Source organism: Chloroflexus sp. (assembly GCF_034435895.1).
Lineage (GTDB): Bacteria > Chloroflexota > Chloroflexia > Chloroflexales > Chloroflexaceae > Chloroflexus.
Genome location: NZ_DAOTWH010000219.1, coordinates 14557 through 31050, shown reverse-complemented (window position 1 = coordinate 31050; position 16494 = coordinate 14557). Strand labels below are relative to the sequence as shown.

Genomic DNA, 16494 nt, shown 5'->3' with positions numbered 1-16494 from the left:
GCGCGGCAGTTGCACTGCCGCAAGGGTGTCTATGGTGCGCGGCAGTTGCACTGCCGCAAGGGATAGCAGATACAACACGGAGGCTTGGGTGCTCTTTCGCCATGTCATGATCGAAGCGGTCAGCTATGTGCTGGCCCCCCACCGCATTACATCGGACTGGATCGAAGATCAGATCGCTGAAACGATGGAACGGCTCCGCTTCCCGCGCGGCAAGCTTGAGGCCCTATCGGGCATTCGCGAGCGCCGATTTTGGGATGAGGGCACCCTGCCCAGCACAGTGGCGACAATGGCCGCCGAGCAGCTCTTGAGCCGGGTTAACATCGATCGCGAGCGAATTGGTCTGTTGATCAACACCTCGGTGTGCCAAGATTATCTCGAACCGTCAACCGCCTGCTTCGTCCATCGCAACCTCGGCCTGTCGCCACGCGCGATCAACTACGATGTGCGGAACGCTTGCCTTGGCTTTCTCAACGGCATGGCCATTGCCGGGATGATGATCGAGGCGGGTACGATCGAGTATGCGCTGATTGTAGATGGCGAAGGCGCGCAAGATGCGGTGATGGCGACTATCCGCCGCTTGCGCCGGCCCGAAACCACCAAGCAAGATTTGCGCGACAATTTCGCGACCCTCACTTTGGGGTCGGGCGGCGCCGCGATGCTGCTCACCCACGAGCGCATCTCGCGCAGCGGCCATCGCTTGAACGGCGTGGTCACGCTGGCGGCGACCCAATACAATCACCTCTGCCTCGGCCAGCCCGATTATATGAAGACCGACGCCGGCGCGCTGATGCATGCCGGGGTCGAGTTAGCGGCGGCGACGTGGCGGTTGGCCCAAAAGACGCTGCCTAACTGGAGCGATCGCCAGATCGCGCTCTATGCGCCGCATCAGGTCGGTGCGCGCCACATGGCCGCGGTGACGAAGGCCTTGGGTATCACGCCGGCCAAGCTCTTCCTCAATTTCCCGACTCTCGGCAATGTCGGCCCGGCAGCGCTGCCGATTTCGCTTGCCCAAGCTGCCGAAGCGGGCCGGTTGCGGCCCGGTGATCACGTCGGCTTGTTGGGGATTGGGTCGGGTCTGAATTGTTCGATGATGAGCGTGACATGGTGAGCCAGCGGTTACGCCGCCGGGATCGTAAACCACGCCAACGTGCCGGCGTTGACCTTGCTTTCGACCCCGATTGTGCCGCCATGGGCTTCGACGAGGCCTTTGGCAATCGACAAGCCAAGCCCGGCATTGTTGTTATTGTTGGCCCGGTTGCGCGCCTGATCCGCCCGGTAAAACCGCTCGAACAGGTGGGGTAGGTGTTCAGGCGCGATGCCGCAACCGGTATCGCGCACGCCGATCCGCACCTGTTTACCGGCTAGTTCGGCGCTGAGCGTAATCGTACCGCTGGCAGGCGTGTAGCGGATGGCGTTGTCAATCAAGATTAACAAAATCTGGCGCAACCGGTCGGGATCAGCGCACACCGTACCCTCAGTTTTGGCGAGCGCGATCGTCACCCCGTGCTCGTCGCCGAGCCGGGATGCATGGCGCTGGACATCGGCGAGGAAATCGCTCAATTGAATCGGCTGGCGCTGGAGCGTCAACGCCCCGCTGTCGAGTCGCGAGAGCGTGAGCAGATCGTCAACCAGCCGGCGCATGTGGTCGCTTTCGCTCAGCACATCGGCCAAGAGTTCGCGCTGATCCTCGTCTTCTGCGTTGCGCAAAGCTACTTCAGCGCTGGCCCGGATGAGCGTTAACGGCGTGCGCAATTCGTGGCTGGCGCTCGAAATAAAGCGCAATTGGCGCGCCCATGCTTCTTCCGCCGGCCGCAATGCGCGCCCCGATAACCACCACCCGGCCGCGCCGACGATCACTGCGCCGATAAAACCAAAGCCGAGCAACCCGGTCAGCAATTGGTTCAGCACCTGTGTTTGATCGGTCAACACACGGCCCAATTGCAACGCCGCCGGGCCGTCGGGCCGGGTCAGCCGGTAGGTCAACAAGCGCACACGCTGTCCGGCGCCGGTGGTGATCGTGCGCAGATCAGACCCATTGCGCAGCGCCGCATCCAGCGCTTCCTGATGGGCGAGCATCGGTAAAGCGGCGGGATTGGGGTTGAAGAGAATGCGTCCCTGCGCATCGAGTGGCAAGACAAAGATGGAGGCGAGCTCGGCATCATACGCTGCCGGTGGCGAGATGGGCGCAGGCGGCGGGTTGACGTGTTCGCCGTTGATCTCAATCTCGATAATCTGGCCACTGTAAGCGTCGATCTTCACCTCGCTGCCATCGCGCAGCTTCACCTCGTACTGGCGTTTATCCGCTTCCAGCTTGACATCCTTCATCTCGCCGCCCCGCGTTGCCAGCGCAATCCGGCTCGCCTCCTCCGCCGTCAACATGCGCCTGCCGGCTGCCGGCCCATCCGACCGCAACACCGACCAATCGGCGTCGGCAAAAGCTAAGCTAGACGGCAAGGGTGCGTTCAGCAAATGGAACTCGTGCGCCATCTTGTGTTGCAGCGCCAGATCGGTGATCCGCTCGAAATAGCGCGCGACCAGCACGTAGGCGCCGCTGCCGACCAACGCAATAATCGCGGCGGAGGTCAACGCATACAGCAGCGTAAATTGCCAACGTAACGGTTTAAGCACGTTCCGCCTCCAGCCGATAACCGATGCCGCGCACCGTTACAATCGGGTCAGTCTCTCCCGGCGCGTTGAGTTTGCGCCGGAGATACGAAACGTAGACATCAACCATCTGCGGTTGCACGTCGTGCTCGAACGACCAGACATAATCAAGAATCTGCTGGCGGGTGAGGGTTTGGCCGGTGTTGCGCAGCAGATATTCCAGCAGCCGCCATTCAGTTGGCGTCAGATCAAGCCGGCGTTCGCCGCGCCGGGCCGTATAACTGCGCAGATCGAGCACAATATCGCCGTGGCGCAATTCATCGTTGCCGAGGTTCGGGTTAAAGCGCCGGCTCAGTGCGCGCACCCGTGCCAGCAACTCTTCAAATGCAAATGGTTTAACTAGATAATCGTCGGCTCCACTTTCAAACCCCAACACCTTGTCTTCGATCTGACCACGCGCGGTCAGCAAGAGCAACGCAGTCGGCAAGCGAGCTGCTCGCGCCGCCCGGCAAAGCGATGGCCCATCGCGTCCCGGCAACATCCAATCGATCACGGCCACATCATACGCGCCCTGCAACAGCAGATCGAGCCCGCTCTCTCCATCGTGGGCAACATCGACGGTATAGCGCTCTTCGCGAAACACCCGCTCGATCAAGCGCGCTAGCCGCTTATCGTCTTCGACAATTAAAATCCGCACGATTTGCTCCTCTATCGTATGCCGCTGTTATTGCGCTATCCAAGCACAAATCATCTCCTTCCTCCAGAGGGGGAAGGCTGGAGGGTGGCACTCTGCGGGCTGCTGGCCCTCACCCCCGGCCCCTCTCCCTCCTGACGGCGAGAGAGGGGGAACTGCCTTGGCTTCGCGAACGGCGCTGGTTGATCGGAAGGGGGCAGCGCCCCTCTCCCGCGCTAGCGCGGGAGAGGGGATGGGGGTGAGGGTGAACCAGCTCATCCCAATGCCATAAACTGTATCTGCGCTCATGCGTTCTGTCCGCCCTTGAACTACTGAGGGTGGGGTACTCCCCCATTAAACCACGTTGCGTCCTTTGCGGAGCCGGACAGCGCCTTTGCCTTAAAAATCGCTGCGCCTTTGCAGAGCCAGACGTCCGTCAAGCTCTACCGTGTCGTTGCCTTCACCCTCCCCCAGCGGAGGAGGGTTGGGAATGGGCCGCTCCCCCCCATCGCTACCTCTGTTATACCCCCGCAACCTTGGAAAAAGATTGGAATATTCCTGCTTCATTTTAAGACTCTTTTGAGCGAAAGCCAGTACTGTTACTCACGGAAAGCTGATCGCGCAACAGAGGAAAGCAATGTTGAAACGAATATTCCGCCCTCGCAACGTAGCAATCGCCTTGGTCGTTCTCTTCGTGGCCATCCAAGCGGTACCGGTATGGGCATGGCAAACCAATCCGTCGGTAGTGACTGATGTGGCATGGACGACCCCCGAAGCGGCGAGTATTGCCCGTCGCGCCTGTTACGACTGCCACAGCAACGAGACGGTCTGGCCGTGGTACAGCAAAGTCGCGCCGGTGTCGTGGTTGGTGACGTATGACGTGATCAAAGGGCGTAATGAGCTGAACTTCTCGCTGCCGCTGCGTGAATCAGCAGAGCTGGCCGAAGAGATTGCTGAGGTGGTGCGTAACGGTGAGATGCCGCCGCGCGCTTATCTGCTAACCCATCCCGAGGCGAAGCTGACCCCGCAAGAGGTGCAGGCGTTGATCGCCAGCACTCCCGGCGGCGCTGGGTTGCCGTCCGATGGGAAGCGGGATGATGACTGATCGCATGCGCTGACAAACTAGTAATTCACACCAAGTTTTTACAGGAGGATATCCGATGAATCGCACTATGTTGTTGATCGCCGCTGCCTTAACCGTCTTTACGCTCGTGCTGATTGGCGGTGTCGCCAGTTATCTGAGCGCATCTGCCCCAGCGACTGCTGCACCTGCCGAACCTGCGTCGGCAGCCACGACCACGCTCGATCCTACGGTTGAGGCGCTGATCCGTGAGCGCGAAGCCGCCTACCAAGCGGCGCTGGCCGAAGCCAATCAGCGCCTAGCTGAAGCGAACCAACAGTTGGCGGCGCAGCAATCCCAGAATATGGCGGCGGTAACGACTGCTGCTGCGGCTCCCGCCTATCCGGTCTCGGTTGAGCAGGCCCAAGCGATCGCGCAGGCCAATGCCGGCGGGGCAGTGCTGATGCGCGCCCCTGAGCTGGTTAGCCTGCAAGGTGTGCCGGCCTACGAAGTGATGTTCGATCGCGGTGCGATCTATGTTGATGCCCAAACCGGCGCGATTGTCGCCAATACCGTGACGAGCCTTGCCCAGAGCGGGCCAATTAGCCAAGAGCAGGCGATTGCCGCTGCAACGACCTATCTTGGTGGCGGCACGGTGGTCAAGGTGAAGCGCGAATACGAGCATGGCGTCGATACGTATGAGGTGAAATTTGCCGACGGCAGTGAAGTGTACGTCGATGCCTATACCGGCCAAGTGGTTTACGCCAAAGTCAAGAACGCTGATCAGCGTGAGCACGACGATAAAGATGACTAGGATCGCAACGGCCCGCCGGGTCGTTTCCCGCCGGGCCGTCAGTTTCATACCAACAAGGAGCTAGCATCATGAATCAATCTCACAAACCGGCCCGCAACGACGTGACCGGCTTGAAATGGGCGTTTAGCGCAACCGCCTTAGCGGTAACGATTGGCGGTTGGGGAGGGTTAGCAGCTCAGAATCCGCCAGAACCTGCCGCCACGGTCGCAGTGGTCGAGCAATCTGCGCCAACAACGCTTCAGTTGCCCACCGTGCCGACGCTTGTCCCGTTGAATGTTCCGTCTAGCGGCTCGGTAACGGCCAGTGCGCCGGCCCAGTCCCAACCGGCGGTGCGCGAGGTAATGATCCCCGCACCGGTCACGCGACCGGCGCCTATGGCCCGCACCCGTTCATCGCGCTAACCGGAGGCTCCCGATGCAGCAGCTCAGTTTTCGGGCGATGGGTTCAACGATCACGGTCATCATCGACAGCGACGATCCTACTGCCCGCTCTGTCCTCACCGCAGCGCGCAAGACTTTCCTGCGCTACGAGCGCATGCTTAGCCGGTTTCGCCCGCACAGCGAACTGTCGGCGCTCAACCGCCGCGCCGGCCACGGGACGGTGCGGGTTGGGCAGACTCTCTGGCGAGCGGTGCAGCAGGCGCTGTGGGCGGCCCGGCTGAGCGATGGTTGGGTGACGCCTACAGTGGGAGCAGCACTCGTAGCTGCCGGCTACGATCACAATTTTTCGGCGCTGACCAATGGATCGGCTGCGGGTGAGAGCAAGCCCGCACCAGACTGGCGCTTGATTGGGTACGATCCGCGCCGGCGCACCATTAGCTTGCCTGCCGGGATGCAGCTCGATCTTAGCGGCAGTGCCAAAGGCTGGACGGCGGCGCTTGTTGCGCGCCGGTTGGGTCGCCGCTTCCCCGCCTTGGTTGACGCTGGCGGCGATATTGCCGTCAGTGGCCCGCGCCGTGACGGTTCGTCGTGGCCGGTTGAAGTGGCTGATCCGCAGACGCCAGATCAGGGGACTGAGCTGCTGCTGATCCGGCGCGGCGGCGTCGCCACATCGGGGATCGACTACCGGCGCTGGCAGCAAGCTGGTCGCTGGCAACACCACTTGATCGACCCGCACACCGGCGCGCCTGCCGTGACCGATCTGTTGAGCGTAACGGTTGTTGCACCCACCTTGCCGCTAGCCGAAATGGCCGCCAAAACAGTCTTGCTCCGCGGCGCTGAGAGCGGGTTACGCTGGTTGAAAGCGCGACCGCAACTAGCGGCATTGCTCGTCAGCACCGATGGCCAAATCATCCGCTCACCGGCGTTGGAACGCTATTGCTGGCGTGATCCCCGCCCTGTTATCAGAGGTTAAGCGTCAATCAATCTCCCCTCCCCTAGCGGGGGAGGGCAAGGGGTAGGGCAAGTAATACCGCAGGAAGCGGGGGAGGGGCTGGGGAACACGGAGTTATACCCTCACCCCCTAGCCCCCTCTCCCGCCGTCAGGTGGGAGAGGGGGAGCTGCGAAGGGGGTAGGTACGACACTGCTGAGGTGACATACAGCAGCGCCCCTCTCCCACTAGCGTGGGAGAGGGGAGGGGGTGAGGGCCAACCCTCCCCCAGCGGGAGAGGGGCAGGGGGTGGGGGCAATGAAAGCGCACAAACCCACCGCCATCGTTTTGCGGCTTTTGCGTCTTTTCGTGGCTATTCTCACATCCTCCTTTTCGCTAACGGGAGTGAGAGCAAAAAACCAGCTTTCTAATCAACAAAGGAGAGCACCAATGGATCAATCGCTGACCAATACCGATCAATCAACTCAACCGGCGGCGCCGCGCCCGTCGCGCCCGGCAACGGCTAAGCCTGAAACTGCGCCGCGCCCGACACGCTCTTTAACAACTAATCCTGAGCTGGTTGATCAACCGCCGGCAATGCCACTCGACGCACTGTTTACCTTGCTCATCGGCGCAGTGCTTGGCGCTTTCGCAGCAGTGATCATTTTGCCGGCGTGGTTGCCCGGTCTGAGCGCTTCGTTGCTCAGCAGCGAACCCAAAGCCTACTGGTACCTCTCACGCAGCAGCGCCGTAGCGGCTTATGTCTTGCTCTGGTTGTCGATGGTCTTTGGCCTGCTCATGACCAACCGCATGGCCCGCCTGTGGCCGGGAGGGCCGGGAGCGTTTGATCTCCATCAGCATACCAGCCTGCTCGGTCTGGCTTTTGCCATTTTTCACGCACTGATCTTACTGGGTGATCGCTACGTCAACGCTACCCTCGCCCAAGTGCTGCTGCCATTCGGTTACAGCGGCTACGAACCGCTGTGGGTGGGGTTGGGCCAGCTTTCGTTGTACGGCATGGCAGTTGTAGGATTGAGCTTCTACGCCAAACAGTTGATCGGGCGCGCGATGTGGCGGGTGATTCACTTCATCAGCTTTGCGATTTGGCTGCTCAGCCTAGTGCATGCCCTGTTCAGCGGCAGCGATACCGCCCTGCTCAGCGGCTTGTACTGGGTCAGTGGCGGAAGCGTGCTCTTTTTGACGATCTACCGGATACTGGTTGCCTTCCAGCCGGCCAAGCCGCGTCCGGCGCGCAATCCGGCCCCAAACGATCCTAGCGCCGCGAGATCTTAGCTTGGGCGCAGCGCCGCGAGCTGCCCTGCCAGTACGGGCACAGCGTGCTGTGCCCCTAGCCCTCTCTTCTGAGAAACAAATCACAACTCAACTTCACGTATCTTGCGCTTGTTTCACCAAGTTGCGCCGGATACACTAACGCCATGGTTGCGCGAAGAGGCACAATCAACGCAAAGGAGTGCGCAATGACGACGCTCGAACGATTGCAAACCGGCGTTGGCGTTCTGAGTCCGGCTGAGCTGTATGCTGAGCTGTTGGCCGAACAGCCGCTGTTTCTTCTCGATGTACGCAATGAGGTTGAGTTTGCGCGCAATCAGGTGCGCGGTCGCCGGCCTATTCCGACCCTCAATATTCCCTACTTTGAGTTTATCGAAGACGACGAGAGCGCAATTGCCCGCGTGCCGTCCGATCGATTGATTACGGTCATCTGCGCTAAAGAAGGTTCCTCGCAATACGTTGCCGAGCTGCTGGCCGAACGCGGCATCAACGCGCGATACCTGATCGGCGGCTTCCGTGCATGGCTCGATTTTCACGCCATTCACACAGTGGTGAACGCCAGTTGGGGGCAGATCGTGCAGATCGCGCGCCCCGCCCGCGGTGATCTGAGCTACGTAATCATCAGCGCCGGCGAAGCGGCAGTCATTGATCCCGGCCTCCAGATCCATCTCTACCAAGAGGCGGCAGCGGCGGCGCAAGCCGACGTGACCCGCGTGCTGCTCACCCACCTCTCGGCGGGAAGGTTGTCCGGCGGAGCGCTGCTCGCCAATACGCGCCATACCTTGCTCTACCTGCATCCGTATGATGGGTTGCATCCGCGCACCCTGCTGCCAGCCCATCTTGACTACATGCCGTTGCTTGGCGGTGAGCGGCTGCCGGTCGGTCATCTGCTGATCGAAGCGCACTGGTTCCCCGGTCACACCCCCGGCCACCTTGTGTACCGCGTGATCTCGCCGGCTGGCGATCGGTTCCTCTTGACCGGCGATGCCCTGCTGTTGTCCGGTTGCGGACGCACCGATCTGGGTGGCCATCCGGCAGCGTGGACAGATCTCCTCTTCCGTAGTCTGCACACCACGTTGCCAGAACTGGTCACCGATGCGACCCTGATCATGCCTTCTTCGAGCATAGGCTTGGCCGAAGCGCGCGCTGATGGTATCGTCGCTGCGCCATTTGCGAGCCTCCGTGCAACGCATCCGGGGTTACAGGCCAGCAGTCCTGCCGAGCTGCTGCCGCTGGTTCAAGCCGCATCAACCGATTTGCCCGCCGCAATTGACGCCACGGTGTACGCGAATCTCGGTTTGCGACAGCTCAACGACGACGAGATCCATGAATTGGAAACCGATCCGTCGCACTGTGTGTTGGTGCGGTGAACGGAGGTTCGTTATCATTCATCCACCATCAGGCCGGGGTGGTTGTGCCAATGTCTGCTTTACATTTGCCACAGATTCGGGTATATTCTACATCGCTAATTGGACGGGCTTTGATGTAGCGGAGGTGTCATGAATCGGACATTGACCACAACCGAGACGCTAGCGCAGGCGATCTTGCCGCGCCGGGGATGGCTGGCCTACCCATTGGTGGCCGACACGTTGTTAGTGGTGTTGGGCAGTCTGTTTGTGGCGCTTAGCGCGCAAATCCGCATTTCGCTGATGCCCTTCTCGCCGGTGCCGATTACTGGGCAGACGTTGGGGGTGTTGTTGGTTGGCAGCCTGCTTGGTCCGCGTTTGGGCTTTGCGGCATTGCTGCTCTACCTGATCGAAGGCGCGATTGGGTTGCCCTTCTTCGCTGGCGGCAAGTCAGGGTATACGCATTTGTTCGGTGTAACCGGCGGTTATCTGATTTCGTTCCCGATTGCAGCAGCACTGACCGGCTGGCTAGCGACGTGGGGTTGGGATCGCCGTTTCCTCACGACCGTCGCTTCAATGGCGCTGGCATCGCTCGTGATTTATGTGATCGGTGCGACGTGGCTGGCGTTCTTTATCGGCCCGGTGGATGCGATTGTGAAAGGCGTCTTGCCCTTCTTGGTTGGTGATGCGATCAAGATCGCGCTGGCTGCGGTGGCGCTGCCGGGGGGGTGGCAGGTGCTGAAGTGGTTCCGTAGGGAGCGTTAGTGAAGAAATAGCCACGAAAAGACGCAAAATGCCCAAAGAGGAAGAGCTTTCGCGTCTTTTCGTGGCTTTTCTCACATCTGAATTACTCACCGGAGCATAGCCGCAAAGCGATTCTCTTTGTAGCTGGCTCCAATTCAACCACCGGTTCATTCGGCCGGCGCTACCCGCTATCCTCTGGCGCGCAGCGGAGGCACACCCGAAACGGGATGCCATTCTCGCTGACCACTCGCACCTCATCACGTGCGCCGCAGTAGCGGCACACCGACAAATTCTCGATCTCATCGGCGCGCCACAACTGGGGAGTATGGCTCAACTCCATTGGTATCTCAGTGGTGAGCACGCCGATCCGGACACACACTGCGGCGGGGAAAATGTCGGCGACACGGGCGGCCAGATGGTAGTGGTGCGAATAGACCTCGTCGCCAATCATCATGCCGTGTAAGCGGGGATGCGGTTGAATCTTCATACCTGTGCCAGCCGATCCATCAATTGCCGTAATTCACGCTCACTTAGCACGAATGGCTCATCATCAGCAAACATCAGCTCATCGAGCGCATCGCGGATGATCGCTTCTTCGTCAAGCGGCACGATTAGCTCACCCTGTTCAAGTTCGTAAAACCGGTCAAATGCCCACGCCGCCAATTGACCGCGCGAGATCCGTCCGGCCAGATGTTCGGCAATCGCCGCTACCAGATCATCACAGGTGAGATCCATAACGATGCTTCCAGTTGCGCATCCATACTCATTTTATCACGAGCCAGCCGCTTATGCGAGGGCATCATCGCAGTGAGCGCGAAACCCGCAACCGCGGCAGCGGGCGGCTTCATCGTGGTTGCGTGCGACATCATCGCAATCGAGCAGATCGCGCATTTCGGCCAGCGTTGCCACCACTTCATCACGCACCGCAGCAGTATAATGCAATTGAAACGTCTCATTAGCGTAGCGCAACAACCCATACGGAGGCGCGATGCCAGTTGTTTCTTCCAGCAACACTAAATAGGCCGCTAGTTGGATGAGATCTGATGGATACGGCTGCGCTGCGCGCCGGTCCGGCTTCACTTCCACTGGAATCAGCGCCTGCCCCCGTTGCAGAATATAATCTGGTTTGCCGGTAAGGCCAAGCCGGGCACTAAAGAGCGGGCGTTCGAGCGCGCGTTGGATCCCGGTGTCAGCGCCTACCACCCGCGTCCACGGCAAACCGCTGCGCCGGCGCAACATTATCGCTAGCATCAAAACCCCGACCGCGCACAGGATTAGTGCAATACCTAGCCACGCCATCAGCTTGCCCAGATCACCAAGCCAATCCCGCCTACGAACAGTCCCAACCCGATCCAGAGGAGGCGCTGGCTGGCAGCCACCAGCCGGCCATGGCGGGCATGGCTGGCCGTTCCGGCGGCGCGCCGCTCAGCTCCGTCCGGCTCTTGCCCGGCGACACGGCGCAGCCACCATGCCCGCGCACAGTAGTAATATTCCCCTAGTTCACTTGCCCGAATGATATCCATCAGCGCCCAAAGATTGGCGTACCTTGCACCGCGTTAATCACATCATTCACCGTCAGCAATGCCATCAGCCCCATCAAGGCCACAAAACCGAAGGTATGCACTAGCGCTTCTTTCTCTGGCGGCAGCTTCTTGCCGCGTACCCACTCGATCAGCGCAAACAGAATGTGACTGCCGTCAAGCGCCGGAATGGGCAGCAGGTTAAGAATGAACAGATTGAGGCTCAGCACTGCCGTGAGCGACCAGAACGAAATAAAGCCATCGGATTGGCGGATCACCTCGCCGGTAGCACGGGCGATCCCAACCGGCCCTAGCGGCTCGCCAGCCGGAGGCGGCGTGGGGCTAAACAGGCCGGCAATCGCTGCCGGCAGATCGGCCAGCATCATGATCATCCGTCCGGTTAACTCGACGCTGTGGGTAAATCCCGCCCCAATAGCCGCGATCAGGTCAAGGGCCTGCCGGCTCGTCATCACACCGTAGCTAAAGCCAAACCCGGCGCTAAACTCACGCCCGTCAGGCGCTGTCCATGGGCCGGGCACGACAGTTAACGTCACTTCAGCGCCCTCGCGGAGCACGACGGCTGTGATTGGGATGCCCAATCGCTGCTGGCCGACCTCGCGCACCGTATTCTCATCAAGCATCGTTTGGCCATCGAGCTGGATCAACTCGTCACCTGCCTGAAATCCGGCAGCAGCAGCCGGGGTATTGGGGTAAACGGTGCTAATTTGGATCCGGCCAGTTGGAATCGGTACTCCGACCGTCGCAAACAGGATGGTAAAGATCACCACGGCCAGCGCAAAATTCATCAACGGCCCGGCCAGCATGACGGGAATCTTGCGCCACGGCGGGGCTGCGGCGAGGCTGCCGGTACCATACATGGCGTCCTTTTCGCCATCCATCCCGGCGAAGCGGACAAAACCGCCTAACGGCAGCCAGTTGAGCGTATACTTGATCCCGTTATGCTCGAATAACACCAGCGCACGCGGCGGGAAGCCAATCCCAAACTCCTCGACTTTGATCCCCATGCGCAAGCCCACCCAGAGGTGTCCCAATTCGTGGACGAACACCAGCAGGCTGAGCATGAGCAGAAAGACGAGCGCTGTCAATAACGGGTCAAAAATCCCGGTTGCAACTTGTTGCCAGATGTTGTTGAGTGTTGACGCGAGCATAATCCGCTCCAGCAGCTAAGAGGAATAACGGCGACGAGCTGATTGCCCGCCGCCGCTCGTGTGCATGGGTAGTGTACCGGATTGACCTAGTCACGTCAAGAGAGTCGAGCCGGGAACTTGGGTTTATGGCGCTCGCTTGAGATAAATATTCTCAAACCCAACCGAAATCGTCACATTCCCGCCAGTGCTCACCGGTGTGATCGGAGCGCCGTCACGAGTATAGGCTGCAATGAACGATGTAGCAGGCAACGTGATCTGGCGCAGGGTACTGTCAACTGACCACACGACATCGAGCACAAAGCCATTGCCGCTGAAGCGGTAGGCTTCGATGCCGGAACCGTAACCGGTGAATGGTTGCGGTGGTATGCGCACTTCACTGAGGCGCTCGATGGCAGTTTTCATGGTCGTGTAGGCAGGAGTAGGCTGTTGATTGTCTCCCAACAAACCTGATCGATTCCACCCCGGACCTTGCAATGTATACCAGATGTAAGCCTCAACCCCTTCGGTCATCGCTCGCATCGATGAACGGATGAGATAATTCGCTTTGGCTTGCTCAAACTGGGTAACCGAGCTACATGGGCTGAAACAGTGCAAACCAGTCTCGTTGAGCATAAGCGGTTTGCTAATGCCATACCGCTGCATCACACCACGCAAAAATCGCGCTTTGCCAACCGTCAGGCCTTCACGGCTCACCCAATGGTTTGAGCTAGATCGATCAAGATCTGCGTTGCTGCTAGTAGCGGAAAAGACCGCGTAGGCATGGTAGGCTAAGATATCGAAATAAGGACCTGCTCCGGCCCGTAACGCGCCAGCGAGGAAGTTGAAAGGTTTCCCGTCAGTGTTGTAAGATTGATTATCTGGTCGATTAAGGAGCAGGCCACCAAATACGACTTTTGCCCCCGGATCGGCGGCTCGGATAGCTGGCGTCACCACCTGCAACATCCGGCCATAGCGTTCACCGCCGTAATATTCATCGTTCATATCACCCCAACAACCAAAGACCTCATCTTCTCTAACGAGACTCGGATCTATATCTGGCTCATTCCCCAACTCCCAGTAACGGACGAGGTATGGATGTTGGCTGTATTTAGCGACCACCGCCCGCACAAATGCAGCGAATTCATCGTGGTAGTCGTCGAGAATTGCGGCGCAGATCTTCGTGCTACCCGTTGCCCACGAAGGATGATCATCAATAACCGCTATTACCTGCAAGCCGAGCGCATTGACTGCTTGCACTTCTTGTTCAAACCGTTGAAAGCTGGGGGCGCTCCAGTTGATTGGGCTCGTTGCTGTGGGTTGCGCTTCGCGCCAGCTTAGCGTGTTAAGTCGCACCCAGTGCGCGCGTAAGTTTTGCGCTTGGGCATAAACTTGTGGGTTATAGAGCCAACCGGTATTGGTTTCAAATCCGAGTGGACGAATTGTGCTTGCGGCGATAATCGGCACATAAACAGTTGTGACGCTTGTAGGTTGTTGTGCCGTGACCGGTAGGGCAATGGCGAACAAACCAAGAATGAAGAGTGCGATGATCAAGCGATGCTGGTTCAAGGTGACACCTCATAGCAAGTTTTATGGCCGGTAGGTAATGATGGGTAGCCAAACGGTCGTGCAAACGCGGTGTTGTTCTATTGTATATACCTGTCCTCCTATGAGCGAAATCCGTAAGCGTCCATCACTCGTCTGATCGATGGTAGAGTCGCGGCTGGCTGGCGTCCAAATCTCAGTGCCATTCAGGGTTAGAACGGTCGATGCCGTAGGTGGCGGCATCCACAAACTGCCGTGCGTTCCTTGTGGCGCACTAATAGTGACCCGGCTCAGTTCACAACCCGGCAGTTCCCATTCTACGCGGAGTGAACCGGTTGGCAAGGGGAATATTCCCGCTGCGCTGCTTACTCCCTGCCAAGCGGGATCAACTTCCCATGTCGTTGGTCCAGTTTGGCGTGCGCCGAGGATTGTCGTCGTGAGAAACCACTTTGGCGAGCCGCTCCAGCTATGCGAGAGGCTGCCGCTCCATTGACGGTTCGCGTTTACGTTTTCCCACCATGTAGTGGCTCCCTGTGCCAATTGCCAGCCGTAGAACTCTTTGATCAGTTGGATGGCTTCATGAATTCGGCCAGCGCGTTGTAATCCCTCCAGCGCCCAAAACATCCCATAGAGCTGGAGATTGGGACGGGTGAGATCGCGCGAGATCAGGCTTAGCAACGCGGCCACCGCCGAAATTTCCGCGGTTGGAACGAGATCATACGTGAGTGCGAAGGCCTACGCGTGCGGGCCGGCTGCTACTGGCTGACCATTAATGATCGTAGTGATATAGCGACGACGTTGCTGGTCGTAGAGATGCTGGTTGATACGATCTCGCAGCAATGCTGCTTCGCTTTCCCAACGGTTTGCCGCTTCCGTCTCGCCAAGCGCGGTAGCGATCGCGGCTGCGGCGCGTAGGGTGCCGTAATACATTGCATTCACCGGTGTGGATTGGCCATAGCGCGCAACGGTCACACTGCTGTCGAGATAAGTCGTTTGTGACCAATGCCCTGCCGGCAGGTCGAGCAGACCAGTATCGTTACGGCGATACGTTGCGAGGTGGTTGAGAAAACGAGTCATCGTTGGCCACAACTCGCTGGCTAATGCCGGATCGTTAGTGCGTTGCAGATCATCAGCGATGGCTTGCACCTGTAGCATCCCATAATCGAGCATCCGCCCGCCAATGTGTGGCGCCATTGCTGCTGGCGCGCCCTCAGGCGTAAACTCACCGGCTAGTTGCCGCAAGCCACGTTGGAGCAACTGTCGATCACCGAAGGCGACCTGATTGATGCGATCAGATACATAGGCGTCGCCCCACCACTGCCCGCGTTCGCGCCATGGCGTGTCGGTGTAGGCGTCGGTCATGTTTGGGTAGAGGCTGTCAACGCCTACCTGCCAAATCTGATTCAGTAGCGGATCATTGCTGGTGAACGAACCAAGTTGTGTAACCGGATAGCGCTCTTCGCTGACGCGCAGGTTGCGTATAACTACCGGTTCGTTGCTCCAGACAGCAATCAGCACATATCTACCGGCTCGGGCATCAATGGTACTGATCGGATGGGTTCGCCCATCGAGCCTCCATGAGTCAACTTGATTCCATTCGGGATGAAGCGTGCCGGAGAAGGGCAATGGGATCGTATTTTGCCACAAGCGTTCATCCCAGCCAATATCAACGATGGCGCCGGCAGGTCCTGCAACGTCGGCATACAACCGGCCATGCACTGTCCGGCCGAGATCAAGGATGGCATAGCTAGCTGGTGGCTGAAAATGTAACGTAAGCGGCTGTTCGCTCTGCCTGATCACGGCTTGCGCATTAGGTTGCGGTGGCGCTAACAAAACCCGCCGTCCGGCATGGCTGGCGGGTGTTAATGCCGGAACCGTAACCAAATCGTTGCGAGAGAGCAAGACCGTCCACCCTTCAGGTTGGTCACGCAACCCGCTGAGGCGTAGTGTATGCGTTCCAGCAGCAACTTGATAGGCAGCAGTCACGATCCCCGGTGGACGGTTGGGCATAGCTTGCCAGTTCAGCGATTGGCCGTTGATCGTCAATCGGTTGGTGAGCTCACCCTGCAAGCTGATCAGGGTGAGGATTGCAGAACGTTGAGTCTGGATCTGTACGCTTGCTTGATCAGCACCGCCGGGAAATTCAATGGGCGTGAATCCGGCTGCAAGCCAACCAGCTTGCAGCGCCCGGATCGGAATGTCTACTTCAACCAGTTGCGGAATCGAGCGAGGGGTAAACATTGCCGGCTGGCCTGTGACTGCCACGGCTGGTTGCCATGCGCTTGCACTGCCATTCATCACCCAATCTGGCGCCAGTGCTGCCAGATCAACGATTTCGGTCGGTCCAATCAAGCCCCAGTGATGAACCGGAGCCGCATCGCTACGATAGGCATACAGCAGTTGGGCTTGCCAATGCGGGCCGGTGCGGGCTAATGTTTGCCCAT

16 protein-coding genes and 1 pseudogene are annotated in these 16494 nt (G+C 59.2%); 8 read left to right on the top strand and 9 right to left on the bottom strand.

The features are described from left to right. The first annotated feature begins 88 nt into the window (after positions 1 to 88). A complete protein-coding gene (locus tag U9R81_RS13045) occupies positions 89 to 1108 on the top strand; it encodes a 3-oxoacyl-ACP synthase III (RefSeq protein WP_322495879.1) in 1020 nt (339 codons plus the stop codon). 8 nt (positions 1109 to 1116) lie between these two features. Here U9R81_RS13045 and U9R81_RS13040 read toward each other — a convergent pair whose 3' ends face one another. Together U9R81_RS13040 and U9R81_RS13035 are read right to left on the bottom strand one after the other, a co-directional pair. Further along, positions 1117 to 2628, bottom strand: coding sequence for an ATP-binding protein (locus tag U9R81_RS13040; RefSeq protein ID WP_322495878.1), 1512 nt, complete (start codon positions 2626 to 2628; stop codon positions 1117 to 1119). Further along, positions 2621 to 3301, bottom strand: coding sequence for a response regulator transcription factor (locus U9R81_RS13035; RefSeq protein WP_322495877.1), 681 nt, complete (start codon positions 3299 to 3301; stop codon positions 2621 to 2623). The genes U9R81_RS13040 and U9R81_RS13035 overlap by 8 nt, the downstream gene beginning before the upstream one ends. Positions 3302 to 3914: 613 nt before the next feature. Between U9R81_RS13035 and U9R81_RS13030 the strand changes: the two genes are divergently transcribed. From U9R81_RS13030 to U9R81_RS13000, 7 genes are all read left to right on the top strand, one after another. Next, complete coding sequence (locus tag U9R81_RS13030) at positions 3915 to 4382, top strand: heme-binding domain-containing protein (protein WP_322495876.1); 468 nt, start codon at positions 3915 to 3917, stop codon at positions 4380 to 4382. Between the two features lie 55 nt (positions 4383 to 4437). Beyond that, a complete protein-coding gene (locus U9R81_RS13025; RefSeq protein WP_322495875.1) occupies positions 4438 to 5151 on the top strand; it encodes a PepSY domain-containing protein in 714 nt (237 codons plus the stop codon). Between the two features lie 68 nt (positions 5152 to 5219). Further along, complete coding sequence (locus tag U9R81_RS13020; RefSeq protein ID WP_322495874.1) at positions 5220 to 5552, top strand: hypothetical protein; 333 nt, start codon at positions 5220 to 5222, stop codon at positions 5550 to 5552. Between the two features lie 13 nt (positions 5553 to 5565). Further along, positions 5566 to 6504 carry an FAD:protein FMN transferase gene (locus U9R81_RS13015; protein ID WP_322495873.1) on the top strand — a complete coding sequence of 313 codons (939 nt, stop codon included), beginning with the start codon at positions 5566 to 5568 and terminating at the stop codon, positions 6502 to 6504. Between the two features lie 406 nt (positions 6505 to 6910). Further along, positions 6911 to 7753 carry a hypothetical protein gene (locus tag U9R81_RS13010; protein WP_322495872.1) on the top strand — a complete coding sequence of 281 codons (843 nt, stop codon included), beginning with the start codon at positions 6911 to 6913 and terminating at the stop codon, positions 7751 to 7753. A gap of 185 nt (positions 7754 to 7938) precedes the next feature. Next, positions 7939 to 9120 carry an MBL fold metallo-hydrolase gene (locus tag U9R81_RS13005; protein WP_322495871.1) on the top strand — a complete coding sequence of 394 codons (1182 nt, stop codon included), beginning with the start codon at positions 7939 to 7941 and terminating at the stop codon, positions 9118 to 9120. A 129-nt stretch (positions 9121 to 9249) separates the two neighbouring features. Beyond that, complete coding sequence (locus U9R81_RS13000; RefSeq protein ID WP_322495870.1) at positions 9250 to 9861, top strand: biotin transporter BioY; 612 nt, start codon at positions 9250 to 9252, stop codon at positions 9859 to 9861. A gap of 160 nt (positions 9862 to 10021) precedes the next feature. On the opposite strand, the gene U9R81_RS12995 is transcribed toward U9R81_RS13000, so the two are convergent. From U9R81_RS12995 to U9R81_RS12965, 7 genes and pseudogenes are all read right to left on the bottom strand, one after another. After that, complete coding sequence (locus U9R81_RS12995; RefSeq protein ID WP_322495869.1) at positions 10022 to 10327, bottom strand: hypothetical protein; 306 nt, start codon at positions 10325 to 10327, stop codon at positions 10022 to 10024. After that, positions 10324 to 10575: a hypothetical protein gene (locus tag U9R81_RS12990; protein WP_066790393.1), complete on the bottom strand. Its 252-nt coding sequence runs from the start codon at positions 10573 to 10575 to the stop codon at positions 10324 to 10326. The genes U9R81_RS12995 and U9R81_RS12990 overlap by 4 nt, the downstream gene beginning before the upstream one ends. A gap of 51 nt (positions 10576 to 10626) precedes the next feature. After that, positions 10627 to 11091: a CRISPR-associated protein Cas4 gene (locus tag U9R81_RS12985; RefSeq protein ID WP_322495868.1), complete on the bottom strand. Its 465-nt coding sequence runs from the start codon at positions 11089 to 11091 to the stop codon at positions 10627 to 10629. Positions 11092 to 11138: 47 nt separating this feature from the next. Further along, complete coding sequence (locus tag U9R81_RS12980) at positions 11139 to 11363, bottom strand: hypothetical protein (RefSeq protein ID WP_066790389.1); 225 nt, start codon at positions 11361 to 11363, stop codon at positions 11139 to 11141. Next, on the bottom strand, positions 11363 to 12529 hold the full coding sequence (locus tag U9R81_RS12975; protein ID WP_322495867.1) for a M50 family metallopeptidase: 1167 nt from the start codon (positions 12527 to 12529) through the stop codon (positions 11363 to 11365). Before U9R81_RS12975 ends, U9R81_RS12980 begins: the two co-directional genes overlap by 1 nt. A gap of 123 nt (positions 12530 to 12652) precedes the next feature. Beyond that, positions 12653 to 14074, bottom strand: coding sequence for a cellulase family glycosylhydrolase (locus U9R81_RS12970; RefSeq protein ID WP_322495866.1), 1422 nt, complete (start codon positions 14072 to 14074; stop codon positions 12653 to 12655). A 21-nt stretch (positions 14075 to 14095) separates the two neighbouring features. Next, positions 14096 to 16291: pseudogene (locus U9R81_RS12965) on the bottom strand (MGH1-like glycoside hydrolase domain-containing protein). Positions 16292 to 16494 lie beyond the last annotated feature (203 nt).